Below are 25,585 nucleotides of genomic sequence, written 5' to 3'. Positions count from 1 at the left end.
TTTTCGAGAGTGCGCCGCGAGTGCGCGGAATTGGCCGATCGCGGGAACCTCGCATTTGCGCGCTTCTTCGAGAGTGCGCCGCGTACTCTCGCGGAGGTGGCCCAATGAAGCCGGTCCAATATACCGTTCGCCTGCCTGTATCGCTCGACAAGGCGCTTCGGGCGCTCGCCGAGCGCCACCGTATCAGCGTCTACGCGATGCTCCAGCGCAGCGTGAAAGCCGGTGTCGCGGCCTTGGCGAATCCGCCAGCTCCGGACAACCCACCGCGCGAGATCGTCGGCGAACTGGTGTCAGTTGGCGCCCGCGTTGTCGATGTCGAGCGTATGCTGGACCGCACCTTGTTCACCGCCTGTGCGGCCTATTGTTATGCGCGCAGCGCCTCGAAGGGCGTGCGGATGACCGATGAGGCCATCGCTGCCGACATCAATGAATCCTACGACCGTCAGCGGCGACTCTCGCAGGAGAAGCGGCCATGACCCAGCATCACGACCGCCGCATCCACGCCGACGCCTTGCGCCGGCATCATCGACTTAGCCAGTGGCAGCGCTTCAAGCGACAGGCCGGAATCATGATGGCATCGGTCGCCCTGGGTGCGATCGGCTCGCCATACGCTATGCTCGACAAGGACGAGCGATGGGCGATCGGCGTTTACGCCTATGCGCGGGGAGCGGTTTGGATCGCTCTCGGCCCCGACCCTGCAATCAATGTCACATACGAGGGCGCGCAGTATCGCGTCCCGGCCCGCGCCGTGGTTGCAGATCGCTACTATCGTGGGTCGGTAGCGCGTGCCCTGTCTCTGTCCGGCAAGGGCGCCCTGCTGGGCTTCGTTGGCTGGCTGTCCGGCCTGCTCCTCTTTCGCGGCGCCATGGCGCGGCGTCGTGAGCGCGCCTTGCGCGATCGTGTCATCGCTGGAACCTTGGTCACGACCGAGAAGCAGCTTGCGGCGCAGACCGCCGCCGAAGCCGATGCTCGCGCGCTCGCCATTGGTGCGGTGCCGATCCCTTCGCGTCTCGAGACGCGGCACATGGCGATGATCGGCACGACCGGCAGCGGCAAGACCACCGCGCTGCGCCAATTGCTCGACGGGATCGAGGCGCGGGGGGAGGCGGCCTTGGTCTATGACACCAGCGGGGAGTTCGTCGCCCATTACTACCGGCCCGAGCGCGGCGACATCATACTCAACCCCTTCGACGCCCGCTGTGCCTATTGGTCGCCTTTCGCGGAGATCGCCCATCCAGCCGACGCCGCCCGCATCGCGCACCAGTTCATCACCGAGACGGGTCATCAGGACAGCGACGTATGGCTGGACACCAGCCGAATCCTTGTCGCCAATATGATCACCACCCTCTGGAAAGAGGGGAACGGCACTTTGTCCGCGCTGCTCGATGCGCTTCAGATCAAGACCAAGGATGACCTCAAGACATGGCTGGAAAACACGTCATCGGCGCGCACCTTCGCCGATGACGCCGACCGGGCGACCGGCAGCGTCCTGTTCATGCTCGCCAAGGCGTCGAACCTGATTCAGTTCCTTCGTGCCGAGGGCCGCGGCGGCGAGCCCTTCGCGTTCCGGGACTTCATCAACGGGTTGGATAAACGCCGCGGTGCCCGCCCGTGGATATTCGTGCCGCGCAAGGAGGATTATTTCGAGGCGTCGAAGCCGCTGCTCGCCTGCTGGCTCGAATGCGCGGCCAGCGCCGTTCTGGGCCTTCCCCCTTCCGCCGACCGGCGCATCTGGTTCGTCCTCGACGAACTGGCCGACCTTCCGCGCGTCGATAATCTCGCACGGCTCTTGCCTGAGGGGCGAAAGTTCGGCGCGGCGGTCGTGCTGACCTTTCAGGCGCTCGGCCAGATGCGGCATCGCTATGGACCACAGATCGCCGAATCTATGCTGGGTTGCTGCAACACCAAGCTGTTCCTGCAAACCATCGACAGTGAAACGCGGCAATGGGCGAGCCAGACGATCGGCGAGTGCGAAATCGAGATCCAGACCATGACTGACGCGCTCGCCGATGGCGGCGACGCGACGCGCACCACCTTGGGCCGGATGCGGAAGATGCGGCCCGCCGTGCTGGAAAGTGAATTGCGACTCCCAAAGTATGAGGGGTATTTGCTGCTCCCGGATGGCTTGCCGGTCGCGCGGATCAGGCTTACCTCCGATCACATCACCCGGCGCGGGCCTGCCCGCGAACCGGGTTTCCTTCCCGGCGATCCGAAGGCCACGCTCTGGCAACAGGCATCGCAGGCCGCGCCGTCATCTCCTCCATCTTCGCTGCCGCCGCCCTCGTCATCACCTATGGGTCAAGGACCGGTCTGATGGTCGCGTCCATATCCGCGCTGACCAGTTCGGCGCAGGCCAGCAGTTATTATGAGGCCGATGACTATTATGCCGAGGGCGGACTTTCTCCATCCGAATGGCAGGGGCAAGGCGCGGAGGCGTTGGGTCTGTCCGGCGAGGTCGATAGGGAACAGTTCCGCGACCTGCTGGACGGCAGGATCGGCGAGCAACAGCTTGGCACGTTCCGCGACGGCCAGTTGGAGCATCGCCCCGGCTGGGATGTGACCTTGAGCGCGCCCAAGTCGGTGTCGATCATGGCCGAGGTTGCGGGCGACCGGCGCTTGATCGCGGCGCATGGCGAGGCCGTGAAAACAGCGATGGCCCATGTTGAGAAACATATGGCGGCCACTCGTATCCGCGACGGCGGCACGGTGAACCGCGAGGCGACCGGCAATCTCGTCATCGCCAGCTTCCAGCATGGCACCAGCCGCGCGCAAGACCCGCAACTCCATACCCATAATGTCGTTATGAACGCGACGCGAGGTGAGGACGGCGCATGGCGCAGCCTAGAACCTCGCGCCATCTACCAGCTTCAAAAGCAGATCGGCTCGATCTACCGGCAGGAACTGGCGCTGAAGGTCCGCGAACTCGGCTACGAGATCGAACCCGGCAAGGACTCGCTGTTCGAGATCAAGGGCGTGTCCGGTGATGTCATCGGGGCGTTCAGCACCCGCAGCGCCGAGATCGCGGCGGCGCTTGGCGAACGCGGCACCTCGCGCGATACGGCCAGCGCCGCCGAAAAGCAGATCGCCGCGCTCGATACGCGCGAGGCGAAACTTGCCGTAGATCAGGCATCTTTGGTTGCGGACTGGCGCGATACGTCAAGCAGGGCTGGGTTCGGGTCGGAGGCGCGGCTGGCGATGGTCAGGCAGGCGGAAGCTCAGGCCGCCAGCCCCGTGCACCGCGCCGACATGGCCGCGCAGGCAACAATAGCGGATCGTGCCGTCGCCCATGCCGCCGACAAGCTGGGCGAGCGGCAATCGGTCTTTTCTGCTGCTGCCTTGCAGGAAGAAGCCGGACGGATCGGACTGGGCAAGGTCGGCTATACCCAGATCGGCACGGCGATCGACTCCGCTACCAAAGAGGGCGCGTTGATCGACCGGGCCTTTCTGGATCGGCGCGGCGCGGAGTTCGCCGGGTTCACCACCCGCCAGAATGTCGAAACCGAAGCCAAGATGCTGCGTATCGAAGCTGAGGGACGCGGTGCGCTCTCCCCAATCGCATCGCCGCTATCCGCTGCGAAGGCCGTTGCCATCGCATCGGCGCAGACGGAGCGCGCGGGCTTTGGCTGGAATGCCGATCAGCGCAGCGCCACCGAACAGCTTCTGACCAGCCGCAACCGCGTCACCGCGTTGCAGGGTTATGCGGGGACGGCCAAGACCACGACCGTCTTGGCGACCTTCGCCCGCGAGGCAGAGGAGCGCGGCGTCCCCGTCGTCGCGCTTGCCCCCACTGCGTCGGCCGCGATGGTGCTGGGCGAGGCGCTGAACGCGCGCAGCGACACCGTCGCGCGGCATCTGTTGTCGCCCGAGCGGTCCCAACCCGGCCAGCCCGCCGCGTGGATCGTGGACGAGGCATCGCTTTTGTCGGCCCGCGACACTGCCCGCCTGTTCGACCTGGCCGACAAACACGATGCCCGGATCGTACTTGTCGGCGATGTGAAGCAGCTTGGATCGGTCGAGGCGGGCGCGGCGTTCGCGCAGTTGCAGGGTGCGGGCATGGAAACCGCCAAGCTGGGCGAGATCGTGCGGCAGTCCAACGACGCTACCAAGGAGGCGGTGTTAGCGTCGATCGAAGGCGATGCGAAGAAGGCGCTGGCGGCGCTGGATCGTGGCGGCGGACAGATCATCGAGAATGCTGATCGAGCCGAGCGCTTCGCTGCCATCGCTGAGCGGTATGCCGGGATGGACAAGGCGAGCCGCGCCTGCACCCTTGTTATCGAACCGTCGCGTGAGGGACGCGTTGCGCTGACCGCCGATATTCGCGCGGCGCTCACCCGATCCGGCGAGCTGACCGGCCCCTCCGTCGCCGTGCAGAGCCTCGCCAACAAGGGGCTGACCCGCGCCGAGGCCCGTGACCCGATGAGCTATGACAAGGGCGATGTGGTGCGGTTCACCCGCGACTATGCCGATAAGGGCGTGGCGCGAGGCGAGGCTTACCGCGTTGAGAGCATAGACCCGGCGAAGGCCGCCATCGCGCTCAAGTCCGAAAACGGGCGCGAGGTGGATTGGCGATTACGCCAGTGGGGCGCGGGCAAAAGCCAAGCGTTCGCGCCGCAGGCGCTGGACCTTAAAACCGGCGACAGCATCCGGTTCACCCGCAACGACCGTGAAGCGGGCCGCGTCAACGGTGGGCGCAGCGAGGTGATCGCAGTGGACCCGCAGACTCGCATCGCCACCATCCAGACGCCGGGTGGCAGGACCGAAACGCTGAATCTCGATGCTGCCCGTGACCGGCATATCGCCCATGCCCATGTCGAAACCGCCTTCGCCGCCCAAGGCGGCACCGCCGATCATGTCATTATCCATGCCGACAGCCGTGCTGCCAACCTCGTCGATCAGAAATCCTTCTATGTGGGGATTTCCCGCGCGAAGGAGTCAGTGACAATCTTCACCAATGATCGCGGAAAACTGGTTTCAGCCATCAGTGAACGGGCTGGTCAAGTGCAATCCGCGATCATTCAAGCCCGCATGTCTGCATCTATAGCCAATAAGGCTTCCATGGCAGAAATGGGCTGATGCTCGACCTGTGGCACCTCTCCGGTTGATGGAATGCCTAAACTTTGCTCAGCGTCATACTCATTGTTCCTCGCCTTCCAAAAACTCTATCAGAGACGTCAGTAGATCAGCTCGCATCCTGACTTTGGTATGACATTCCCAAACGATTGCGGTGCTCCACCCGGCCGCATTTAAGTCCGATAGAGTCTGCTGGTCACGCGCCTTATTCCGGGCAATTTTAGTCCGCCAATACTCCGCGTTCTCTTTGGGCTGACGGGCACCACGTTTGCAGTCGTGACCATGCCAGAAACAGCCATGCACGAACACGACCTTGCGACGCCCCGGAAACACCAAGTCAGGGGAACCCGGCAGAATTTTGAGATGGAGCCGAAAGCGATAGCCCGCCGCATGGAGGAGCTTGCGCACGATAATTTCGGGGGTGGTATCCTTTGATCGAACCGCCCTCATTGTGCGGGATCGCAGATCGTCCGTCGCTGTGGGCGGCAGGCTCATACCCGCCTAATAGCGGTCATGTCCGATACTTTTTGAACAATGCCGGCACGTCGGATCGTGGTTCGCCGCATCAGATCGGAGCCAGTTTGCTCCAACTCGAAGTCGACATGATTTAGTTCCAAATCATCACCCTTGAAGCATTGATGGAAGGCAGCCAGCAACTCTACGTTTTCGATCGCTTGAGCTGAAACCGACGGGGCAGCGACCGATGGCACAATGTTAGGAAACAAATAGATGCAGGCAGGGGGAACACGGAAAGGGCCAATATCGGTTAGCCGCTCCTCATTGGGATCATTCGCTATTTTAGGACACGGTCGGCCAATGGTGCCGCACACCATATCCCAAACGATAAGGCCGTCCACGCGCTGATTTCGGGAGATCATTTCGGTACTAAGACGGGTGTGGATGCCCGACCAAGCATTGCGGCGGGGATCGGCGCCAAGATTGGTGCATATGCTCCAAATCACAAATTCGTCAGCATCAGCCGGTCGCTCAAATATGTTGGTGTTGTTGCCGTCGAGGCAGCCTTTCAGATCAATGATCGCCCTGCGACCACTGGGTAGGCGAACCGCATAATCATTGCGACTGGCATCCTCCGTCAAATCCCACCCGGTAATGAATCCCTCATCCTCCATGTGATTGAGGACGTGCTGAACGAACTCGCGTTTTGCGCGCATGGTCGCGGAAAACTGTCCTCTCACTCGTTCGACAGCGCCGCGAAATAGACCGGAGTTATAGAAATCCTTTTCGTCTAGGCCGTGATCCCCAAGGCGGTGCGCCTCGGTCTTCAGAACTTCGGCGAACCGCTCGATTTGTGCGCGAAGATTACTATTCTGCTCGCAGGGGATAACGCTCATGCAGCGGCCCGTTCGGCAGCCTCCACCATGCCCAACAAGGGTTCTAAGATGTGGTAAGCGAGGTGCCGAACCACCGGGACCGCTACGCCATCGCCGGTGAGGTGATATGCCTCATTGTAATTACGGGGGAGTTTATAGTCGTCATCCAGCCCCATAAGGCGCGCCGTCTCGCGTGCAGAGATTAGGCGGGATCGGACCTTGGCTCCATCGATCACCAGAATAATTTGTCTGCTCGATCCGCCTGCGGGCGTCCGTAGGCAGCCAGATATGTCATCAAAGCGCACCTCGGCGCGCTGCACCTTTACGCCTTTTTCATTGAGCCGCGTCCGTTTGTAGACACCGCCAACAACACGATGATCGGCGCGCTTAGCCGCGTTGACCTTGGCAAGATTGATCGGCGACATCATACTCAGGAGTTGTTCGGTTTCATCAGGGGTATGCCACCTCACACTGGATGGATTTTCCTCGATCATGCTCGCGAACGTCGAGTTGCGCCTATCAGGCGTAGGCATGTTCCACCAAAGCATCTTTTCTCGCAACTTGGCGGGTAGCCGGTCAATCGCGCTCTGTAGCCCCCGCGTGTGAAAAGGCTCGATTGGACCGGGAGCAAGTAGAATAGGGTCAACTTCCGTATCGGCCCGGACGCCGATTACAAAAAGCCGGGGACGAGATTGCGGAAGGAATAGCGCGGCGTTGATGACCAGTGCTCCGCACCGATAGCCCGCGTCAGCGAAGGTTTTGCAAATCGCTTCGAAATCCTTGCCTCCATGCGAGGTAAGCGTGCCGCAAACATTTTCGAGTGCAATCAGTTTGGGGCCGCGCTTTTCTGCGATCAGTCCCTTAATCACATCCCAGAACGGGTAGAACGTCCCCGACCGCTCCCCACGCAGACCGGCGCCGCCGCCAGCAAGTGACAGGTCTTGGCAGGGGAAGGATCCCCAGACTAGATCAGCGACCCCGGGCAGATCGGCGGGAGAGACTTGCCGCACGTCACCTACTCTAAGCTCGCCGCCGGTCCCCCAGTTGGCTTGGTAGGTCAAACCCTTTTTATGATCGAAATCATTGGCGAAAAGGCATGTCCAACCGGAGCCGAGACCCGCGCGAGCCATGCCCCCACCTGCGAAGAACTCGTAGAATTTAGCCATTTGCCACCTGCTTTGTAGAGATAGCAGGACTTTCGGAAAGGCCTTCGCGCGCTAGCTTCTCCGCGATTGCTTCGGCAATCCATGTGTTACGGGATACGTTTCCCGGTCGCGTGGCACAAGCTGTATCAATTGCGGCGAAAGTGCCGGCCGGAAGCCTCAAGTTCGTGCGGTCCAGCGGAAGGACATTGGTTGGTTTGGGCTGGGTCATGGCGCCACTATGGCGCCATTTTCTGTGGCTGTCCATAGCGTTCTTTATTTGTTCTCATGCCGGAGGTCAATCTGCCTCGCCCTCTTCAACTTCATTTTCCGGCGATGTCAGACCGAGCAATGTAGCGTGGTACTTAGCAAGCCGATTGAAGTGGGCGTCCATAGCGCGTGCCACTTGCGGCGAATTTTTGACGGCGAGGAAATGTTCGACGATTTGGGTGTAATGGCTGGCCTGCCGAGGCAACCGCTGCACGGGGTCGATTTTGTCGGCGATTTCCTCATCAGTCATCACCTGAACAATCTGGGCTGGCTCGGGGATGGGCATATCTATAGCGGGTGCAGCGGGAATCGAGCCGTTCATAAGCGGCGAGATCGGATTGAAATGATGGAACAGCAGTCCTTCCAACGGGCCGATTTCATCTTTTGTTTCGACCGGGAAGGCGATGACCCAAGCAATTTCCCAGACGTCAATTTGACGGTTGGCGATAATGTCCGATCGGGCAGAGGTTAAGTGCCGACCGACGCGCTTTCGGATGCCGTCCTTTGATTGCCCAACATAGATCGGCACTTGGTTAAGATCGCAGAGGACATACACTCCGATTTGATTCGTGAGAGAACTGACAGCTTTTTTGCGAAACTTAAAATCAGTGGACATGCGCTATTCCGCTCCCGTGACCAAAATCGAAATCGGGATAGCTGTCGATGGTTGCGGCGCCTAGGGCATAGTAGTTAATCCGCGCACTCCAGCGCTTAGCTGGTTCGAAAGTGGCGCGATGCCGTCGAACACAGCCATTCTTCGAATGTCTTTGGGCTTAGCGTGAAATATCCGGTGAGGCATAGCATCCGCCATCGCGCGGCCCATCGAGGTATCTGCATTTGGCTCGCTATCTGCTCGCGGGTCAGATGATCGCGGTGAAGCACGAAGGTTTCGCGGAGAGACGGCGGCATGGCTCGCACCATGATTTGAACGACGGCTTGATCGTCGTCGCCATCGTCCTCCCAAGTGATGCGGATGCGCAAGAAGCGCAACCTGCGCTCGCAATAGACCCGGTGACGTTGGCGAAGGTCGATTTCGGCCTCTGCCAGCGGTTCGCGCCGCCAGCGTCGTGGAGTATCGCCATCGACGAATGCGCCGATCATCATCAAAGCCTCGGCTATGCAGCATTCTACGGCGCGCACTTTGATCGTCAGCCGATCTGCAATTTCCCGATAGGACAGATCGTCAACGCGGTGCAGAAGAAAAACCAAGCGCGTCAAGGGTGGAAGCTGGTCCACGGCAGCCTCGTAAGCGGCCAGCATCTCTTCGGTCATGGCGACGTCTCTTGCGCGCCGCGGCGCCAGCCACTCGGACGCGGATGGCCGGTTACGTCATGCACCCGATCCAGCAGCGTGCGCAGCAGTGGCCAGACCTTGCCAATTGTAAATCCACCATCGTCGGGCCTGGGCTGGTCGAATTGATGGGTATGACCCCACTTCCAATATGGCGAAAGGACGGCCGCCAGCCGCGCCATGTCGAGACATTCATGCGCGAAACCTGTCGCGTTGGCGTAAGCCAGCCCCTTGGCGACATCGAGCCGGACATTGCGGGCATTCCATCGGTCGGAAAAGCCAACGTCCAGCAAATGCGAAGTTAGCGCGAGTTGGACGACGATTCCCGACTGATAGAGCATTTCGTCACGACGAACGAAGAATCCCCGGTCCACCGATTCGAAAAAGTTTTCGGCATTATGATAGCGGAAGCGGCTCAGGCTGCGCCTTTCCTTGGTCCGAACGAGTGCAGCCGGTTCATCGTCATAGCCATCGTGGAGGAGTATCAACGCTTGATCCCAAGGAGCCGCGACCGGCGTGGCTAAAGCCGCAGCGGGCGTCCCGGCAAGCGCTGCCAGCAAAGCACGGCGCGATGTTAGGGGCTCAAGCGGCGAATCATGTGGAGGCAAATCGGGCGACATCATCAACCTACCTTTCTCATTATCCGGAGGCATCCCATGATGCTCCGGGAGCCATAAGCGGCACCGCTTATAGCATGAAAGGCAGGAAATATTCAATAAGCGGCACCGCTTAAGCCGCTTCCGATTGATCGGACGCTTCGCTCGGCTACGACGCAACTATGGGAAGGCCACCGCTTAACGTGAAATCGACGAACATTCGCCTGCCGGAAGGGCTTGGCGAGCGGATCGACGCGCTAGTCGGACGGCAGCGTCGTGCCGCCTTCATCCGCGAGGTGCTTGAACGCGAGGTCAATCGGTTGGAAGCGGAGCGGGCAAAGCTCGGCTCGGCGTAACCTGCGCCGCCCGTTCGTTGCGGGGACTGCGCAATGCTTGGGGAATCGGTTCGATTGCTCTTGAAGGAAAGAATTCTCGGGGCCTAATTGGGGGCATCCGTGCCGGATGTACCAAGCTATATAATTGTAATCGCGTAGAAAAATTTGAGTTGTTCGATTCCGGCTCGGCCTCCATCGCACAGCGGCGCGCTAGCTGCCCTCCTCCTGCATACCCGTCATCAGGTCCATGAAGTTACGCGCGGCCTCGCGGTCCGGCTCCTCCTTGAACGCCACGTCGAGATCGGGTGCAGCGCCGAGCAGATACATCACCGTCCAGAGCGCGAACCGGCGCGGGCGATCCTTCTCCAGCCCGAAATCGACCCGCATCCGCTCGACACCCGCCTCGACCGCCGAAGGCGGGATCGAGGCGAGGTCGGCAGACCCGAAATAACGGCGCAACTGATCGTCGAAATCCATTGCGCCGCTCCTAGAGCTTCAGCCCGTGAAGTCGAGCTGGATCACCTTGGTCGAGGTCGCGCGGCAATAGATCGGCGTGGCGCGCGTCCCATCGGGATAGGTCGCAGTCAGCTCCGCGCCGAACCGCCAGCCGCCGTTTCCGGGCTCCATGCTGGCCAGCCGGTCAAAGCGCAGGCGCGTGCCGCCGGTCACGCCGATCTGGCGCGATGCTTCGAACAGGCACGTCTGGAGCGCGGGCCGCGCGTCCGAACGGACCGAGGCGAGATCAGCCGAGAGCGCCGCCGGCGGCCCCGGCGGATAGCTGGTTGGCGGCGCCTCGGGAGAGGTCGTATCGCCCGACTTCTTGTTCTTGCTCGCCAGCAGCGCGATCAGGCCCGCCGCAACCGCGACGCCGCCGATGATCAGACCGGTGCTCGGTCCCTTGTCCCGGTCGGGATATTCGGGCTGCCAGCCACCACCCCAGTTGTTGCCATAACCATAGGCGAAGGTCGCGCGGCAATCGCGTACCCAGATCGAGCGGCGGTCATAGCCCCACCCACGACCCTGGTTGCAGACGCCACCGTTCGCGCGGAGCAGCACGACGCGGTTCTGCGTGTTCACGTTGCAGTAGCGGGTGCGGTTGTTGCGCGATTCGCAGGTGATGCGGCCGGCATAGCCGCGGTTGCTGCCCCAGTCCGGATTCCCTGGATTGCCAGGATAGCCCGGATAGCCGGGCCGCGGCGGGCGTGGGCGGCCGGGAACCGGATGCGGCAACGGAACCGGACGGTCGACGATCGGTCCCGGCAGAGGGACCGGACGGTCGGGCACAGGCTGCGGAAGCGGCACGGGACGATCCGGCACCGGTCGGGGCAGCGGGACCGGGCGATCCTGCGGCGCGGGCCGGGTCTGTGCCATCAGCGGCGTAATGCTCTGGGTGACGATCGCTGTGGACAAGACCATCAGCTTCAACGTGCTTCTCATGCGCGGACTCCCCTGTTTGGAACGCGGCCAGCCAAGTCGTTACGCCGGTATAGATCGTTCGCCCTGCACCCGCACCAAAAATCAACGTAAAGAGAAGCTTGCAGCCTACTCCGCAGCCTGCGCCGGAAGCACCTCCGCATCGGGCGTTTCAGCGTGGCCGGCGAGCAGCTCGACCGAGGGGACGCTTTCGATCTCACGCGCGCCGGTCTCGACGTTCAGTTCCTTGAGTTTCCGCGCAGAGACCAAAGCGCGGGTTTCGAGGCTGGAGGCGAAGGTGTTGAAGTTCTTGACCGCGCTGTTGAGGCCGCTCCCGACAAGACGCAGGTCGCCCATCGCCTTGGCCAGCCGGTCGTACAGCTCCTTGCCGAGCTCGCCGATCTGGCGGGCTTCCTTGGCCATTTTCTCCTGCCGCCAGACCGCCGCGACGGTGCGCGCGATCGCGATCAGGTTGGTCGGGGTCGCGAGCAGCACGCGCTTCTCGAACGCGAAATCCCACAGGCTGTGGTCATGCTCGAGCGCGGCAGAGAGGAAATGCTCGCCGGGGACGAACATGATGACGTAGTCGGGCGCCTCTTCGAACTGGGTCCAGTACGCCTTATTGCCGAGCGCGTTGACATGCGCCTTCATCGCCGCGGCGTGCTGGGCGAGGCCCGCAAGGCGCTCGCTCTCCTCGACCGCGCCGAACGCGTCCTGATAGGCGTTGAGCGACACCTTGGCGTCGATCACCAGCGCCTTGCCGCCGGGGACGCGGACGATCGCGTCGGGGCGGAGCCGGCCGCCTTCCTCCTGCGCGACGCTGACCTCGGTCTCGAAATCGGTGTGTTCGGAGAGGCCGCAGGTTTCGAGCACGTTCTTGAGCTGCTGCTCGCCCCAGCGGCCGCGCGACTTGGGGGCGTTGCGCAGCGAGTTGACGAGCTTGGCCGCCTCGCTGCTCACCCGCTCCTGCCCGATCCGCATCTGCTCGATCTGGCCCTTGAGCTCGCCGAATGCGTCGCGGCGCTCGGCCTCGACCTTGGCGACGCCCTCCTCATAACGCAGGAGCCGGTCGTTGACCGGCTGGAGCAAGGCCTTGAGGTTCTGTCCGGCGACCGTCTCGGACTGTTTGAAGCGATCGTCGGCGCGCTTGAGGAATGCTTCCTGAGTCTGATTGAGCATCTGTCCGGCAAGCTCGCGGAACTGCCCGGCCATCAGCTCGCGTGCGCCCTTGAACTCCTCCAGCCGTTCCTCGAACGCACCGGCCTTGGTACGCAGTTCGGTCAGTTCAAGCCGGGCGATGTCGCGCTCGTCACGGATGCCGTCGAGCTGGTCACGCAGCTCGGGAAGCTCGCTCAGGCGTTGCTCTGCGCCGGCAAGGTCGATGATCGCTGCTTTGAAATCGGCTTCGCGCTTGTCGCGCTCGGCCCGGATCTCGGCGAGACGGCGATTGGCAACGAACCAGCCGACGGCGCCGCCAAGCAGCAGGGCGAAGATCAGGGCAAGGGCAAACTCGGTTGACACGTTTCTCTCGACAACTTGACACGAACGGCATGTTTTTGCGCACGTGACAACCGCCCGCTCCCCACACCGGAAGCAGGAACATAGACCGAACGGCTACAGTAGGACAGGGTTAATTGCGGCGCGTGCAACCACGCGCCGCACGGGGGCGTCAGGCCGCCGCTTTACGCGCCTTTCCGAGCTTCCGCATGATCATCTCACGCTTGAGGCGCGACAGGTGATCGAGGAAGACGATGCCTTCGAGATGATCCATCTCATGCTGGATGCACGTCGCGAGCAGGCCGGTGAACACCTCGTCATGCGCCTTGCCATGCTCATCGAGCCACTTGACGCGACAGGTGGCGGGGCGGTCGACATCGGCGAACTGGTCGGGGACCGACAGGCAGCCCTCATTGTAAGTGTTGTAGTCCTCGGACGGGTCGAGGATTTCGGGGTTCACGAACACGCGGGGTTCGCGGATCGGCTTGCCCTCCTCGTCCTCTTCCTCCTGCAGATCCATGACCAGCACCCGCTTGGACACACCGACCTGGATCGCAGCGAGGCCGATGCCGGGGGCATCGTACATCGTCTCGAACATGTCGGCGATCAGCGCGCGCAGTTCGTCGTCGACCGTGTCGACGGGAGTGGACACCAGCTTGAGGCGGGGGTCGGGAACTTCGAGGATCGGTAGAATGGCCATTGCAGTAATTTAGCTCCGCCGGGGTCCGGCTTCAAGGACGGATCAGGCAACCGGCCGGCGGGCGCGCAGCGCCTGTGCCAATGTGCCTTCGTCGAGATAGTCGAGTTCGCCGCCGACCGGCAAGCCGTGGGCGAGTTGGGTCAGGCGCACCGGATACCCCTCCAGCCGCTCGGCGATGTAATGGGCGGTGGTCTGGCCCTCGAGCGTGGCGTTCATCGCCAGTACCACCTCGTCTATCCCGCCCGCCGCAACGCGGGTGATCAGGCTGTCGATCGCCAGATCCTCGGGCCGGACCCCGTCGAGCGCGGAGAGCTTGCCGCCGAGCACATGGAAGCGGCCGGGGAACAGGCGCGAGCGTTCGAGCGCCCACAAATCCGCCACTTCCTCGACTACGCAGAGCTGGCGCGTGTCGCGGCGCGGGTCGGCGCAGATCGCGCACGGGTCCGACGTGTCGACATTGCCGCAGGTGCTGCAGGTTGCGAGCCGCTGGCTGACCGCTCCGAGCGCAGCGAGCAGCGGATCGAGCGCGGTCTCGCGTCGCTTGAGCAGATGCAGCACCGCGCGCCGCGCCGAACGCGGGCCAAGACCGGGCAGGCGCGACAGCGCTTGGGTGAGGGTTTCGATCTCAGGCGAGGCCATGCGATGTTCCCTACCCGTTCGGACTAAGCTTGTCGAAGCCCTGTTCTTGGCCTTTCACAAAGATGGAGCCCTTCGACAAGCTCAGGGCGAACGGTTTTTGTTGCGCGAGGGTGCACTTGATCCGAAAGGCCAACCCATGCGGATCATCTTCATGGGAACGCCGGAGTTTGCGGTGCCGTCGCTCGACGCGCTGGTCGAAGCGGGACACGACGTCGTGGCGGCGTACAGCCAGCCGCCGCGCGCGGGCGGGCGCCGCGGCAAGGCGCTGACCCCCTCACCCGTCCACGCCCGCGCCGAAGCGCTGGGGATCGAGGTGCGCACGCCGCTGTCGTTCAAAAAGGACGCTGACGCCGTGACGGCGTTCGCGGCGCTGGAGGCCGATGTCGCGGTGGTCGCTGCCTATGGCCTGATCCTTCCGGTGAGCGTGCTGGAGGCGCCGCGGCTGGGATGCCTGAACGTCCATGCCTCGTTGCTTCCGCGCTGGCGCGGGGCCGCGCCGATCCAGCGGGCGATCCTTGCCGGGGACGCGGAGACCGGGGTCGGAATCATGCAGATGGAAGCCGGGCTGGACACCGGGCCGGTGCGGCTGGAGGGGCGGACGCCGGTCGCGGGCAAAACCGCGGGCGCGCTGACCGACGAACTCGCGGTGATGGGCGCGCAGCTGATGGTCCAGGTGCTGGCCGATCCGGACGCCTATCCGGCGGTGACGCAGGCCCGAGATGGGGTGACCTATGCCTCAAAGATCGACAAGGCCGAGGCACGGCTGGACTTCGCGCAAGATGCCGGAGCTGTGGCGCGGCAGGTGCTGGCGTTTAATCCTCCGGGGGCGTTCTTCGAGGTCGCCGGCGAGCGGGTGCGCGTGCTGGCGACCGAAACGGTCGAAGAGAACGGCGTGGCAGGCGCCGTACTGGACGACGGACTGACGATCGCCTGCGGTGAGGGGGCAATCCGCCCGACTAGCGTCCAGCGCGCCGGACGTGGCGTCATGACAACCGCCGAGTTGCTCAACGGCTTTTCCATCCCCGTGGGAACGCAGCTTTGACCCGCTTCGCGCTCACCGTGGAATATGACGGCCGGCCGTTCATGGGCTGGCAGTATCAGGATCATGGCCCCAGCGTGCAGCAGGCGATCGAGGATGCGCTCCACGGCATCACCGGCGAGGATGCGCTGGTTCATGCCGCCGGGCGCACCGATGCCGGTGTGCATGCTCTTGGGATGCGCGCGCATACCGAAATCGAGAAGGATCTGGCGCCGTTCCGCCTGATGGAGGCGCTCAATGCGCATCTGCGCAATGTGCCGGTGGCGATCCTGGCGTGCGAGGCGGTAGCCGACGACTGGCATGCGCGCTTCTCGTGCACCGCTCGGCACTATGTGTACCGCATCGTCAACCGCCGCGCGCCGCTGACCTTCGACAAGGGGCTGAAATGGCGCGTACCCGCCGAGCTGGATGCGGCGGCGATGCACGACGCGGCGCAGATCCTGGTCGGGCTGCATGACTTCACGACCTTCCGATCGGCGCATTGCCAGTCGGCGAGCGCGCTCAAGACGCTGGACCGGCTCGACGTGGCGCGCGACGGGGACGAGATCAGCATCCACGCCTCGGCACGGTCGTTCCTGCACCATCAGGTGCGGTCGATGGTCGGGTGCCTGTCGATGGTGGGGCGCGGGCAGTGGAGCGCGAACGATCTGCGCGACGCGCTCAAGGCGAAGGATCGCGCGGCGCTGGGGCTGAATGCGCCGCCCGACGGGCTGTATTTCGTGCGGGCCGACTATCCCTGAATTCTGGCCTTAGCGGCTGAAGCGCGCGGCCAGCTCGGCGTGCGTCGACCAGCGGAACTGGCCGACCGGGAGCACCCAGTCGAGGCGATAGCCGCCTTCGATCAGAGTCTTCGTATCGCGTGCGAAGGTATTGGGATTGCAGGATACATAGGCGATCACCGGCACCTTTGACGCGGCCAGCTGCTCGACCTGTTCCCGCGCGCCCGCACGCGGCGGATCGAGGATCACCGCGTCGAACAGATCGAGCTCCTTCGGCACCAGCGGGCGGCGGAACAGATCGCGATGCTCGGCGAAAACGGGGCGCTGGGCTTGGCCAGCTGCGGCCTTGAGCGATAGGATCGCCTCGCGCGCGCCCTCCCCGGCATAGACCTTCACCGCCGCGTCCATCGCGAATGCGAAAGTGCCGAGGCCCGCGAACAGGTCGGCGATCGCCCTGGCGCCGCCGATTGCTTCGCGCACCGCGGCGACCAGCGCGGTCTCGCCTTCGGGGGTTGCCTGCAGGAAGCTCGCGGGCGGGAACGGGACCGGGACGCCGCCGAAGCTGACCGTGACCGGGTCCGGCTCCCAGCGCGGTTCCGGGCCAAGGCCGTCATCGACCGACAGGCGTGCAAGGCCGTGACGCTGGGCGAAGCTGGTCACCGCCTCAATCGCATTCAGGCTGTCGGTGACGAGGCCTTCGACCAGCACGTCTGGGCCCTGATCGGTGAGCGCGAGGTGGACGTTGACGCGCCGGTTGGCGGGGAGGTGCGTGGCCAGCAGGCCCCGCAAGGGCTGGAGCAGCGCGAACAGGCGCGGATCGAGAATCTCGCACTGCTGAAGGTCGATCAGCCGGTGGCTCGACTGTTCTGTGAAGCCGAGATGCACTTGCCGCCCGCGACGTTCGGCGTGCAATGTGGCGCGTCGGCGCGTGCGCGGCGGAGAGAGCGCCGGCGCGCGGATCCCGGCCTCGACCCCCTGCTGAATCAGCGCGCCGGCAATGCGGGCCGTCAGGAACTCGGCATAGGCGCGGTCGTCGAGATGCTGGAGCTGACAGCCCCCGCATTCGGGGAAGTGGCGGCATGGCGGTGTCTGGTGGCGCGGGCCGGGCTGGAGCGTGCCGTCGGCGCGCAGCGTGTCGCCGGGTGCTGCAAGCGGGGCGTGACGGCCATCAGCGGTCACCCCGTCCCCGCGGGCGGCGACGCGGACGATGGTGGCGTCGTCGCTCACAGCGTGCGCTCCAGGGCGGAGGGAAGCACATCGGCCAGTTCGTCGGCGAGAAAACAGCGGTTGAGCAGGCGCGCGGCGTCGGCGTGGAGCCAGACACCGGCTGAAGCGGCTTCGAGCGGTGCGGAAGGGTTCTGGGCAATCATGGTGGCGATCGCGCCTGCCAGAACATCCCCTGTTCCCGCAACCGAAAGCCACGCGCTGGCAGGCGGCGCGACACGGGTAGCACCATCGGGATGCGCGATCACGGTATCGGGGCCCTTGAACACGACAACAGCGTTGCTGCGGCGCGCGGCGTCCTGCGTACGGGCGATCTTGCTGCCCGCGCCTTCCCCGAACAGCGCGGCGAACTCGCCTGCGTGCGGGGTGAGCACGGTGGCAGCTTCACGATCCCGCAAGCGGTCGATGTCGAGCAGATGGAGCGCGTCACCGTCAATCACCAGCGGATGCGGACTGGCGAGCGCGACCTTGAGTTTCTCCCGCGCGCGGTCATCGCGGCCGAGGCCGGGACCGATCACCACCGCGCCGATGCGCCTGTCATCGAGTGCGTCTGCACTCCAGCGCTGGCGGACAACGGCATGCGGCGGATGCGGCAGCCCGCCGGTGAGCAGCAACACATAGCCCGCTCCCGCGCGATACGCGGCCAGCGCCGCCAGCTCCGAAGCGCCGTGCATGGAGCCGGAGACGACCGCGACCATCCCGCGACCATATTTGTGGGTCCAGGGCCGCGGCTTCATCGTCGATGCGCGCGCCAGCGTGCGCACTGGCGCGTCGAACAGGTCCAGCCCAAGATCGACCAGCCGAACCGCACCACAATATCGCGCGGCCGGCTGCAGGACATGCGCGGGTTTCAGCGCTCCCAGCGCGATGGTGACATCATAGCCCGCCTCCGCGAACAACCCATGGTCGTCTCCCGTATCGCTGTCGACCCCACTTGGCAGATCGACCGCGATCGCCAGCCTCGAAAAATCCACCAGCTGCTCGATCACGTCCCACATCAACTCCGGGATCGGGCGGTTCAACCCAGTCCCGAACGCGGCGTCAACATAGACACCCGAATAGGCGCCCGTGTTGGAACGAGGTTCCGGCAAGGGCTCGACCGGCCCGTTCCAACGCGCCCGCGCCGCCATCGCCGCCGGAGTCCGCGGCTCGCCCGTTGCGGCGACCCGGACCGGGACACCCCGACCGGCCAGCACCCGTGCCGCCACGTAGCCGTCGCCGCCATTATTGCCCGGTCCGCACAGTATGAAGACATCGCTGCCCGCCGCCAGCCGGTGGACCCATTCCGCGACGCCGGTTCCCGCGCGTTCCATGAGCGCGGAGACGGAAGCGCCTGCGGCGATCGCCCGATCCTCGGCCGCGCGCATCTGTGCAGCGGTCAGGATCGGCGCGCCGGCAGGCACGCGATCCGGCATCACTCGTCGCCTTGAGGCTTGGGCAGGAGCAACGCGAGCAGGATCATCCGGCATTCGGCGTCGATCGTGCCGTCGACCAGCTCGGGCCGGAAGCGGCGCTGGAAGGCGACGGTCGCGGCGAGGCCATCGATAACCTCGTAACCGAAGCGTTCGAGCGCGAGCAGGAAGCCGGCATCGGTCCAGCCCGGGTCCATGAGGCCCTTGGTCGGGCGCGGCAATGCGAGACGCAGGCGCGCGAGCTTGCCCCAGGGGAAGAGCTCGCCCGGGTCCTGTTTGCGCGCGGGGGCAATGTCCGAATGGCCAACGACGTTGCCGCGGGTGATATTGTAGCGGTTCTTGATCGCGGCGGTGAGGCGGATCACCGACTCGATCTGTTCGTCCGGGAACGGGCGATAGCCGAATTCATGGCCGGGATTGACGATCTCGATCCCGACCGATGCCGAGTTGATGTCAGTCACCCCGCGCCAGCGCGACTTGCCGGCGTGCCAGGCGCGATTGGCTTCATCGACGAGACGAACGATCTGCCCGTCTTCGGCGACCAGCCAGTGGCTCGACACCTTCGCCTCGGGATCGCGCAGCCGCGTGATCGCCTCTTCGGCGCTCTGCATCCCGGTATAGTGGAGGACGATGATGCTGACCGGCAGCGCGCGCGCGTCGAAATTGGGCGACGGCGCGTCGATCCACCTGAGCTCAGTCCCGTCCTGCATCATCGCTGCGAGGGATGCGGCGGCGCGCGCCGAAACGCAAGCCGCGAGACACGCCGATAAGCCGAAACGCCCCTCGCTTGAGCGTTAAGCGGCGCGGAATGGCGCGACGCGCGCGTCCGCGGCGAGGTAGAGGCCGCGGAACTGGTCGCTGGGGCGGAAGGCGTCGGTCTGGCCGATCACCGTCTCGCCCGCGCCCAGCACGAGCAGCCCACCATCGCGGGTCGCGGTCCGCAGAGTACGGAACACACGGGTCCGGACATCGGCGGCGAAATAGAGCAGGACGTTCCGGCAAAGAACCAAGTCGAACTTGCCCACCGGCGCCGGGTCCCTGGCGAGGTTGTGCTGACGGAACTGGACGCGGCGGGACAGCTCGGGCCGGACGACCCACTCGCCATCGACGCTGTCGAACCAGTGCACCATCCGCCGAACCGGCAGGCCGCGCTGGATCTCGAACTGCGAGAAGCGCCCGGCGCGTGCGCGCATCAGCGCAGCGGCGGAGACATCGGTCGCGATGATCTCGGGCATCATCATGCCGCGGGTGATCGCCGCTTCCTCGAACAGCATCGCCAGCGAATAGGGCTCCTGTCCCATCGAGCAGCCCGCGGACCAGATACGTAGCCGACGGCCGGGCGTCTCTGCCTGCAACGCGATGGCCGCTTCCAACACCAGATCGAGCACAGCAGCGTCGCGGAAGAAGGAGGTCTCGTTATTGAGCAGTGCGTCGATCACCGAATCGGCGAGCGGCCCGCTGCGATCACCAGCAAGACGGCCGATGAGCTGATCGAGCGTGTCGAGATCGTTAGCGCGCAGCACCGGCTTCAGCACCGTTTCAACACGCCAGGCGCGGTTGGCTGCAATCTGCTGGCCCGTCCGTTGTTCGAGCAGCGCGCCGATCACGTGCATCGCGCCGGTCGAGGCGAAGGTCTGGGGGAGCGCGCCCATCAGCCGGGCCTCCGCTGGCTGGCGATCATGCGGCCGATCTCATCGGGCGGAAGCACCGCGGCGGCGCTTTCGGCGATCGCACCGGGCATTCCCCATACCACCGAGCTCGCCTTATCCTGTACGATCACGCTGCCCCCTGCATCGATCAGCCGCTTCGCGCCCAACGCTCCGTCGCGGCCCATGCCCGACAGGACCACGCCAAGCCCGCGCGCGCCGAACAGGTCGCCGATCGAATCGAGCATCGGATCGACCGAGGGCATGCAGCCGCTCGCCACCGGTTCATGCGAGAGACGCACCGCGTAATAGCCTTCGCCCGCGCGCATGACCCGCAGATGCGCGTCGCCCGGCGCCACCAGCATCCGGCCCGGACGCACCCGCATATGATCGACCGCGACCTCGCACGGACGGCCCGCAAGCACCGCGAGCTGCGCCGCGAAATAGCTCATGAACGAAGCCGGGAGATGCTGGGTAACCAGGATCGGCGGCTGGAAGGATGTCGGGATCGCACGCAGCATCTGGCTGAGCGCGTGGATACCACCGGTGGACGCCCCCACTGCGACGATGTCGAATTCGCCGGGCGCGCGATCGGCATGAGCGGAGACCGAGGTTCGGGCGTCGTCCGCGTTGAACAGGCGCTTCAGCCGATCCTCGAGCACCGCAGCGAAGCGGCCGGCAAAATTGCCGACGCCCGGCTTCACCAGCGTATCTGCAGCGCCGAGCGCGAGCGCCTGCACCGCGGCGGCGGCTCCATCGTCGGCGGCGGAGGAAACCACCAGTACCTTCGCCCCCTGCCCCGCAGCCACCAGATCGGGCAACGCGGTCAGGCCGTGGACGCCGGGCATCTCCAGATCGAGCAGGATCACGTCAGCGCGGTTGGTGCCGAGAAACGCGAGCGCATCGGCGACATTGCTGACCGATCCGACGATGCGGAACCGTTCCATCCCCTCGATCATCCGGCCGAGCACGGCGCGGGCGACAACCGAGTCATCGACAATCAGGACGCGGACGCTTCCGCCATCGCGGTCCAGCGAGAGGCCGGCCGCGGTAGAGCTTCTGGCCATCGCCGCGGCCCTCAGGCGACGCCGACGATCTGGAGCTTGCTCTCGAGCGTCTCGCGGTCGAACGGCTTCATCACATATTCGTCGGCGCCCGCTTCGATGGCGGCGCGGATATACGCCATGCCGTTTTCGGTGGTGCAGAACACCACCTTCGGCTTGGACGGGAGGCCGCTGTCCTTGAGCGCGCGCAGAAAATCCATCCCGCTCATCACCGGCATATTCCAGTCGAGCAGGACAACATCGGGAACCGAATCGAGGCATGCATCGAGCGCCTCGCGCCCGTCGCCGGCCTCGCGCACCTCGAAATTCATGGTTTCAAGGATATGGCGCGCGACCTTGCGGATCACCTTGGAATCATCGACGACGAGGCAGGTCTTCATGTTGGGCCATTCCCGGGTTTTTGGCGCGTTCGCCGACAGTTGTGCCTGAAAGATGTAAGCACCACGTTAATGCCAATTCACGCGGCTTGCGCGGGCGATGCCGGCACCAGCGCGGTCAGATCGATCGCCAGGATCGGCTCGCCGTCGCGTTCGACCAGCCCGATGCCGGCACGCTGCCATGCTTCCGACAACGGTACACCCGAGGCCAGCGGCTGAAGCGGGAAAGGCGCGACATCGTCGAGCGCATCGACCAGCAACGCGTAGTGATGACCATCGACGCGGGTGATGACCGCTCGGCTGGCATCCTGTCCGCCGGTCATGCCGAGCGCGGCAACGGTGTCGATGACCGTGACGACACGGCTGCGCAACGCAGCAAGGCCGCGGACATGGCCGCCGGCGCGCGGCACCGCGACGATCGTGCCGATATCCACCACCGATTCGACCTGGTCGGCGCCGATCGCCACCGCCTGCCCCGCAACGTGCGCAATCAGGAACAGCCGATCCATCACTTCCCCCGTGCAACGCTGGCGAGTGCGCCGAGCAGCGCGTCGCGATCATAGCGCCAGATGCTGCCGTCGCCGTCGCACCCGCGCTTGCTGCGCAGACGGACGACCGGAGCGCGCGCCAATGTGTCCGCAGGGCTGTCGAGCGTGAGCACGATATCGGCGGATGAGCTGGCGTCGAGCGTCACGCGATATCCCGCGGTTTCGAGCATCGGCTGGATAAAGGTCCGCATCCACCCGTCCTCGCCACCGGTGAGCAGGCAGAGCGGGGCAGCATCGGGATCCGCACCGTCTTCACCATGTTCGGCGAACAGCCAGTGCGGGTCGAGCAGTTCGACCGGTTCGTCGTCGAGCAGCACCGCGCCGGCAATCGGGCCGGGCGCGCCGGCGGCGACGATCTCAGCCGGAAGCGTGACGATATCTGCTGCTTCGGCAATAGCATAACCAATCTCGCTCACACCATCTTTGAGGCGCAGGATCGACCAGACAGGGGCATTTGCGACCTCGCAGCGCGCCGCGAGCGGAATGATCCGGCCATCGATCGTCAGGCGCAAGCGGCCCGCGGCGTGGCGGATCGAATCGCCATCGACCTGTTCGATGCGATCGACCACGCCCAGCGGCACCGCGCGGCGTGTGCCGTCGAGATCGACAAAGACCAGCGCCTGAACACCCGGAACCTCGTCCTCCGCAGCGTCTTCAGCTTCCTCGGCGAGCACGTCGTGCACGAACTGAAGGCCCGCATCGCGCGCGATTCCGCCACAATCGAGCAGCAGCATCGGGCGGCCGCTGTCGGGCAATGTCTGGCCGGCATAGAGGCCGGTCGCCATGATCGCAGGCGCCGCCGGCTTGATGACGAGTTCCTCATTGTCGAGCACGTCATCGACGCGCAGCGCGAAGCTGCCCTCGCCCACGCTGACGATCGCCAGCATCGTGCGCATCGCGCGGACATTGCCGCCGATGCAAAGCACGTCGGAGAGTTCGACCAGCGGCAGCCGCCGGTCGCGCACCGTCACCACCTCGGCGCTGCCGATGCGATCGACGCGGATCGCCTCGCTCGATTCGCTGACGATTTCCTCGATCGCCTGACGCGGCACTGCGAAGCGCTGGCCCGCCGCCGCGACGACGATTGTCGGGATGATCGACAACGTGAGCGGCACGCGGATCAGGATGCGCAGCCCCTTGCCCGGCTGGCTGTCGAGATCGACCCGGCCGCCGATCTGCTCGATCGCAGCGCGCACCACATCCATGCCGACGCCGCGCCCTGAAATCTCGGAGACCTCATCCTTGCTCGACAGACCCGGCTCGAACACCAGATCGAGCTTGGCCCGCTCGCCAAGCGCACGCAGCGCGCGTTCGTCGCGGCCGGTATCGGCGAGCTTGCGGATCAGCCGGTCGGTGTCGATGCCGCGGCCGTCATCGGCGACCTCGACCACGATCTGGTTGCCCGACTGGCGCGCGGCGACGCTGAGGCGCCCATTTTCGCGCTTGCCCGCGGTGCGGCGATCTTCAGGCGATTCGATGCCGTGATCGATCGAATTGCGGATGATGTGAACCAGCGGGTCACGCAGTACCTCGATCATCTCGCGATCGAGTTCGACCTCAGCGCCGTCGATCTGGAGGTTGACCGACTTGCCAAGACTCGCCGCAGTGTCGCGTACCATACGCGGCAGTGCCGAGAAGAGCGCGTCGATCTTCTGCATCCGCGTGCGGGTGACGGTATCGCGCAGATCGGCGACGGTCGCGGACATGCGTTCGAGCGCCGCCTCGACCTGCGGATCGACCTCGGCATTGCGGAGCCGCCGCGACAATTCGTTGCGGGCGAGCACCATGTCGGACATGCCGCTCATCATCCGGTCGAGCAGATCGACGTTGAGGCGGACGCTGCGCGCGGCAGCACGCTGGGCAGCAGGGGCTGCTACCTGGATGACTTCTTCGGATCCCTCGGCAAGCGCCGCGATCAGCAGGTCTTCGCCACTATCGTCGAGCCCGGCGCCGGCGTCGATCGCCTCAACAAGCTCGCCGATCCGGTCGACGACAGCCAGCACCGCGTTGACCAGCGCGCGATCGGGTGTGCGCTCACCCGCCCGGACTGCGGCCAGCACATCCTCGGCGGCATGGCTAAGGCGTGCGAGGCGCGGCAGGTCGAGAAAGCCGCAGCTTCCCTTGACCGTATGGACGAAGCGGAAGATCGCATCGAGACGCGCGCGATCGCCCGGATTCGCCTCCCAGGCGACGATCTCGCCCGACAGTGCTTCCAGCGTCTCGCGTGTCTCCGCGATGAATTCTTGCAGCAGGTCGTCCACGATGCCCCCACACGTACACGAAGGTCATGGGGGTACGGGGGTTAAGACCAGGTTATCCAGATACCGGTTTTCGAGCCGATGTCGCGATCACCGCCCGACGTGCGTCTCGCCACGCGCCTCGGCCAGCAATGTCTGCTTGTGCCGCTCGGCATAACCCGCGCGCTGTTCGTCGGTTCGCGTCTCGTGACATGCAGGGCAGCTCACCCCCTCAGCATAGAGCGGGGAGGTGCGTTCTTCCGGGCTCACCGGCATCCGGCATGCGCGGCACAGGCTATGATCACCGGTCTCCAGCCCGTGCTTCACCGAAACCCGCTCGTCGAAGACGAAGCACTCGCCGTCCCACAGGCTGCGGGCTTCGGGGATCGTTTCCAGATAGGCGAGGATGCCGCCCTTGAGGTGATACACCTCATCCAGCCCCTCGGCCTTGATGAAGGCGGTCGCCTTTTCGCACCGGATACCACCGGTGCAGAACATCGCGATCTTGGGGGCCCGCCCTTCCCGCTCCAGCTCGACGCGGTGCGCGCGGAACCAGTCGGGAAACTCGCGAAAGCTGTGCGTTTTCGGATCAATCGCGCCGCGGAAGGTGCCGATCGCAACTTCATAGTCGTTGCGCGTGTCGATCAGCACCGTGTCGGGATCGGCGATCAGCGCGTTCCAGTCCGCGGGCGCGACATAGTGACCGACATCGACCAGCGGATCGATATCGGGCTGACCCATCGTCACGATCTCGCGCTTCAGGCGCACCTTTGTCCGGTGGAAGGGCATCGTCGCAGCGCGCGATTCCTTGACCTCGATCGCACTGCATCCGGGCAAAGTGCGGATATGCTCGAGCACGGCTTCGATCCCGGAATCGCTGCCCGCGATCGTTCCGTTGATCCCCTCACGCGCGATCAGCAGCGTGCCGCGTACGCTCTGCGTCGCGCACAACTCTGCGAGCGTGCCCCGAATAGCCGCCGGATCGCCGAACCGTGTGAACTGATAGAGCGCCGCGACGCGAACCGGCCCGGTCATC

26 protein-coding genes are annotated in these 25,585 nt (G+C 64.7%); 6 read left to right on the top strand and 20 right to left on the bottom strand.

What is annotated here, in order from left to right; genetic code table 11:
- The first annotated feature begins 104 nt into the window (after positions 1–104).
- Genes AC07NK_RS17480 through mobF form a run of 3 tightly spaced genes read left to right on the top strand, consistent with a single transcriptional unit; the run spans position 105 to position 5,073 of the window.
- Positions 105–476 (top strand): hypothetical protein, encoded by a 372-nt coding sequence (locus AC07NK_RS17480; RefSeq protein WP_495171887.1) that lies wholly within the window; start codon positions 105–107, stop codon positions 474–476.
- Positions 473–2,314: a type IV secretion system DNA-binding domain-containing protein gene (locus tag AC07NK_RS17475; protein ID WP_495171886.1), complete on the top strand. Its 1,842-nt coding sequence runs from the start codon at positions 473–475 to the stop codon at positions 2,312–2,314. The genes AC07NK_RS17480 and AC07NK_RS17475 overlap by 4 nt, the downstream gene beginning before the upstream one ends.
- The gene (gene mobF, locus AC07NK_RS17470) at positions 2,314–5,073 is read left to right on the top strand and encodes a MobF family relaxase (RefSeq protein ID WP_495171885.1); all 2,760 of its coding nucleotides are present in this window, start codon (positions 2,314–2,316) and stop codon (positions 5,071–5,073) included. Before AC07NK_RS17475 ends, mobF begins: the two co-directional genes overlap by 1 nt.
- 60 nt (positions 5,074–5,133) lie before the next feature.
- On the opposite strand, the gene AC07NK_RS17465 is transcribed toward mobF, so the two are convergent.
- The 6 genes from AC07NK_RS17465 to AC07NK_RS17440 all read right to left on the bottom strand — a co-directional run bounded on the left by AC07NK_RS17465 (position 5,134) and on the right by AC07NK_RS17440 (position 9,726).
- A complete protein-coding gene (locus AC07NK_RS17465; protein ID WP_495171884.1) occupies positions 5,134–5,565 on the bottom strand; it encodes a very short patch repair endonuclease in 432 nt (143 codons plus the stop codon).
- On the bottom strand, positions 5,562–6,422 hold the full coding sequence (locus tag AC07NK_RS17460; RefSeq protein WP_495171883.1) for a hypothetical protein: 861 nt from the start codon (positions 6,420–6,422) through the stop codon (positions 5,562–5,564). The genes AC07NK_RS17465 and AC07NK_RS17460 overlap by 4 nt, the downstream gene beginning before the upstream one ends.
- Positions 6,419–7,567 (bottom strand): DNA cytosine methyltransferase, encoded by a 1,149-nt coding sequence (locus AC07NK_RS17455; protein ID WP_495171882.1) that lies wholly within the window; start codon positions 7,565–7,567, stop codon positions 6,419–6,421. The genes AC07NK_RS17460 and AC07NK_RS17455 overlap by 4 nt, the downstream gene beginning before the upstream one ends.
- A 274-nt stretch (positions 7,568–7,841) precedes the next feature.
- Positions 7,842–8,429, bottom strand: coding sequence for a GIY-YIG nuclease family protein (locus tag AC07NK_RS17450; protein ID WP_495171881.1), 588 nt, complete (start codon positions 8,427–8,429; stop codon positions 7,842–7,844).
- Positions 8,430–8,524: 95 nt separating this feature from the next.
- Positions 8,525–9,085, bottom strand: a complete 561-nt coding sequence (locus AC07NK_RS17445; RefSeq protein ID WP_495171880.1) for a sigma factor-like helix-turn-helix DNA-binding protein — start codon at positions 9,083–9,085, stop codon at positions 8,525–8,527.
- Positions 9,082–9,726 carry a hypothetical protein gene (locus tag AC07NK_RS17440; protein WP_495171879.1) on the bottom strand — a complete coding sequence of 215 codons (645 nt, stop codon included), beginning with the start codon at positions 9,724–9,726 and terminating at the stop codon, positions 9,082–9,084. Before AC07NK_RS17440 ends, AC07NK_RS17445 begins: the two co-directional genes overlap by 4 nt.
- Positions 9,727–9,902: 176 nt before the next feature.
- On the opposite strand from AC07NK_RS17440, the gene AC07NK_RS17435 reads away from it, so the two are divergent.
- Positions 9,903–10,055 (top strand): hypothetical protein, encoded by a 153-nt coding sequence (locus tag AC07NK_RS17435; protein ID WP_495171878.1) that lies wholly within the window; start codon positions 9,903–9,905, stop codon positions 10,053–10,055.
- A gap of 189 nt (positions 10,056–10,244) precedes the next feature.
- Here the strand turns inward: AC07NK_RS17435 and AC07NK_RS17430 are convergent, their stop codons facing one another.
- From AC07NK_RS17430 to recR, 5 genes are all read right to left on the bottom strand, one after another.
- Entirely contained in the window at positions 10,245–10,511 is a 267-nt protein-coding gene (locus tag AC07NK_RS17430; protein WP_495171877.1) for a hypothetical protein, read from the bottom strand.
- Positions 10,512–10,529: 18 nt separating this feature from the next.
- Positions 10,530–11,471 (bottom strand): DUF3011 domain-containing protein, encoded by a 942-nt coding sequence (locus tag AC07NK_RS17425; RefSeq protein ID WP_495171876.1) that lies wholly within the window; start codon positions 11,469–11,471, stop codon positions 10,530–10,532.
- Positions 11,472–11,576: 105 nt separating this feature from the next.
- Entirely contained in the window at positions 11,577–12,968 is a 1,392-nt protein-coding gene (locus tag AC07NK_RS17420) for a DNA recombination protein RmuC (RefSeq protein WP_495171875.1), read from the bottom strand.
- Positions 12,969–13,116: 148 nt separating this feature from the next.
- Positions 13,117–13,644 carry a peptide deformylase gene (def, locus tag AC07NK_RS17415; RefSeq protein ID WP_495171874.1) on the bottom strand — a complete coding sequence of 176 codons (528 nt, stop codon included), beginning with the start codon at positions 13,642–13,644 and terminating at the stop codon, positions 13,117–13,119.
- A 42-nt stretch (positions 13,645–13,686) separates the two neighbouring features.
- Positions 13,687–14,283: a recombination mediator RecR gene (recR, locus tag AC07NK_RS17410; RefSeq protein WP_495171873.1), complete on the bottom strand. Its 597-nt coding sequence runs from the start codon at positions 14,281–14,283 to the stop codon at positions 13,687–13,689.
- Between the two features lie 136 nt (positions 14,284–14,419).
- Between recR and fmt the strand changes: the two genes are divergently transcribed.
- Positions 14,420–15,325 (top strand): methionyl-tRNA formyltransferase, encoded by a 906-nt coding sequence (fmt, locus tag AC07NK_RS17405; protein ID WP_495171872.1) that lies wholly within the window; start codon positions 14,420–14,422, stop codon positions 15,323–15,325.
- Positions 15,322–16,062 carry a tRNA pseudouridine(38-40) synthase TruA gene (gene truA, locus AC07NK_RS17400; protein ID WP_495171871.1) on the top strand — a complete coding sequence of 247 codons (741 nt, stop codon included), beginning with the start codon at positions 15,322–15,324 and terminating at the stop codon, positions 16,060–16,062. The genes fmt and truA overlap by 4 nt, the downstream gene beginning before the upstream one ends.
- 9 nt (positions 16,063–16,071) lie before the next feature.
- Here truA and AC07NK_RS17395 read toward each other — a convergent pair whose 3' ends face one another.
- The 9 genes from AC07NK_RS17395 to trhO form a co-directional block, all read right to left on the bottom strand.
- Positions 16,072–17,268: a class I SAM-dependent RNA methyltransferase gene (locus AC07NK_RS17395; RefSeq protein WP_495171870.1), complete on the bottom strand. Its 1,197-nt coding sequence runs from the start codon at positions 17,266–17,268 to the stop codon at positions 16,072–16,074.
- Positions 17,265–18,680, bottom strand: coding sequence for an NAD(P)H-hydrate dehydratase (locus tag AC07NK_RS17390; protein ID WP_495171869.1), 1,416 nt, complete (start codon positions 18,678–18,680; stop codon positions 17,265–17,267). The genes AC07NK_RS17395 and AC07NK_RS17390 overlap by 4 nt, the downstream gene beginning before the upstream one ends.
- Positions 18,680–19,387: an N-acetylmuramoyl-L-alanine amidase gene (locus AC07NK_RS17385; RefSeq protein ID WP_495171868.1), complete on the bottom strand. Its 708-nt coding sequence runs from the start codon at positions 19,385–19,387 to the stop codon at positions 18,680–18,682. Before AC07NK_RS17385 ends, AC07NK_RS17390 begins: the two co-directional genes overlap by 1 nt.
- A gap of 84 nt (positions 19,388–19,471) precedes the next feature.
- The gene (locus tag AC07NK_RS17380; RefSeq protein WP_495171867.1) at positions 19,472–20,329 is read right to left on the bottom strand and encodes a CheR family methyltransferase; all 858 of its coding nucleotides are present in this window, start codon (positions 20,327–20,329) and stop codon (positions 19,472–19,474) included.
- Positions 20,329–21,390, bottom strand: a complete 1,062-nt coding sequence (locus AC07NK_RS17375) for a chemotaxis protein CheB (RefSeq protein ID WP_495171866.1) — start codon at positions 21,388–21,390, stop codon at positions 20,329–20,331. The genes AC07NK_RS17380 and AC07NK_RS17375 overlap by 1 nt, the downstream gene beginning before the upstream one ends.
- An 11-nt stretch (positions 21,391–21,401) precedes the next feature.
- Positions 21,402–21,767 (bottom strand): response regulator, encoded by a 366-nt coding sequence (locus tag AC07NK_RS17370; protein ID WP_495171865.1) that lies wholly within the window; start codon positions 21,765–21,767, stop codon positions 21,402–21,404.
- 77 nt (positions 21,768–21,844) lie between these two features.
- On the bottom strand, positions 21,845–22,273 hold the full coding sequence (locus AC07NK_RS17365) for a chemotaxis protein CheW (RefSeq protein WP_495171864.1): 429 nt from the start codon (positions 22,271–22,273) through the stop codon (positions 21,845–21,847).
- Positions 22,273–24,573: a chemotaxis protein CheA gene (locus tag AC07NK_RS17360; RefSeq protein ID WP_495171863.1), complete on the bottom strand. Its 2,301-nt coding sequence runs from the start codon at positions 24,571–24,573 to the stop codon at positions 22,273–22,275. Before AC07NK_RS17360 ends, AC07NK_RS17365 begins: the two co-directional genes overlap by 1 nt.
- Before the next feature lie 87 nt (positions 24,574–24,660).
- The gene (gene trhO / locus AC07NK_RS17355; RefSeq protein ID WP_495171862.1) at positions 24,661–25,584 is read right to left on the bottom strand and encodes an oxygen-dependent tRNA uridine(34) hydroxylase TrhO; all 924 of its coding nucleotides are present in this window, start codon (positions 25,582–25,584) and stop codon (positions 24,661–24,663) included.
- Position 25,585: the final 1 nt, after the last annotated feature.

The organism is Sphingomonas sp. GW821-FHT09B04, assembly GCF_059418285.1.
The sequence above is the reverse complement of the archived record's forward strand: the minus strand, read 5'-3'. Positions and strand labels throughout refer to the sequence as shown.

What these genes read in the sequence shown, in the direction of transcription:
- AC07NK_RS17480 (WP_495171887.1), top strand. Translation starts at nt 105, where the DNA reads ATGAAGCCGGTCCAATATACCGTTCGCCTGCCTGTATCGCTCGACAAG.
- AC07NK_RS17475 (WP_495171886.1), top strand. Translation starts at nt 473, where the DNA reads ATGACCCAGCATCACGACCGCCGCATCCACGCCGACGCCTTGCGCCGG.
- mobF (WP_495171885.1), top strand. Translation starts at nt 2,314, where the DNA reads ATGGTCGCGTCCATATCCGCGCTGACCAGTTCGGCGCAGGCCAGCAGT.
- AC07NK_RS17465 (WP_495171884.1), bottom strand. Translation starts at nt 5,565, where the DNA reads ATGAGCCTGCCGCCCACAGCGACGGACGATCTGCGATCCCGCACAATG.
- AC07NK_RS17460 (WP_495171883.1), bottom strand. Translation starts at nt 6,422, where the DNA reads ATGAGCGTTATCCCCTGCGAGCAGAATAGTAATCTTCGCGCACAAATC.
- AC07NK_RS17455 (WP_495171882.1), bottom strand. Translation starts at nt 7,567, where the DNA reads ATGGCTAAATTCTACGAGTTCTTCGCAGGTGGGGGCATGGCTCGCGCG.
- AC07NK_RS17450 (WP_495171881.1), bottom strand. Translation starts at nt 8,429, where the DNA reads ATGTCCACTGATTTTAAGTTTCGCAAAAAAGCTGTCAGTTCTCTCACG.
- AC07NK_RS17445 (WP_495171880.1), bottom strand. Translation starts at nt 9,085, where the DNA reads ATGACCGAAGAGATGCTGGCCGCTTACGAGGCTGCCGTGGACCAGCTT.
- AC07NK_RS17440 (WP_495171879.1), bottom strand. Translation starts at nt 9,726, where the DNA reads ATGATGTCGCCCGATTTGCCTCCACATGATTCGCCGCTTGAGCCCCTA.
- AC07NK_RS17430 (WP_495171877.1), bottom strand. Translation starts at nt 10,511, where the DNA reads ATGGATTTCGACGATCAGTTGCGCCGTTATTTCGGGTCTGCCGACCTC.
- AC07NK_RS17425 (WP_495171876.1), bottom strand. Translation starts at nt 11,471, where the DNA reads ATGAGAAGCACGTTGAAGCTGATGGTCTTGTCCACAGCGATCGTCACC.
- def (WP_495171874.1), bottom strand. Translation starts at nt 13,644, where the DNA reads ATGGCCATTCTACCGATCCTCGAAGTTCCCGACCCCCGCCTCAAGCTG.
- recR (WP_495171873.1), bottom strand. Translation starts at nt 14,283, where the DNA reads ATGGCCTCGCCTGAGATCGAAACCCTCACCCAAGCGCTGTCGCGCCTG.
- fmt (WP_495171872.1), top strand. Translation starts at nt 14,420, where the DNA reads ATGCGGATCATCTTCATGGGAACGCCGGAGTTTGCGGTGCCGTCGCTC.
- AC07NK_RS17390 (WP_495171869.1), bottom strand. Translation starts at nt 18,680, where the DNA reads ATGCCGGATCGCGTGCCTGCCGGCGCGCCGATCCTGACCGCTGCACAG.
- AC07NK_RS17385 (WP_495171868.1), bottom strand. Translation starts at nt 19,387, where the DNA reads ATGCAGGACGGGACTGAGCTCAGGTGGATCGACGCGCCGTCGCCCAAT.
- AC07NK_RS17380 (WP_495171867.1), bottom strand. Translation starts at nt 20,329, where the DNA reads ATGGGCGCGCTCCCCCAGACCTTCGCCTCGACCGGCGCGATGCACGTG.
- AC07NK_RS17375 (WP_495171866.1), bottom strand. Translation starts at nt 21,390, where the DNA reads ATGGCCAGAAGCTCTACCGCGGCCGGCCTCTCGCTGGACCGCGATGGC.
- AC07NK_RS17370 (WP_495171865.1), bottom strand. Translation starts at nt 21,767, where the DNA reads ATGAAGACCTGCCTCGTCGTCGATGATTCCAAGGTGATCCGCAAGGTC.
- AC07NK_RS17365 (WP_495171864.1), bottom strand. Translation starts at nt 22,273, where the DNA reads ATGGATCGGCTGTTCCTGATTGCGCACGTTGCGGGGCAGGCGGTGGCG.
- trhO (WP_495171862.1), bottom strand. Translation starts at nt 25,584, where the DNA reads ATGACCGGGCCGGTTCGCGTCGCGGCGCTCTATCAGTTCACACGGTTC.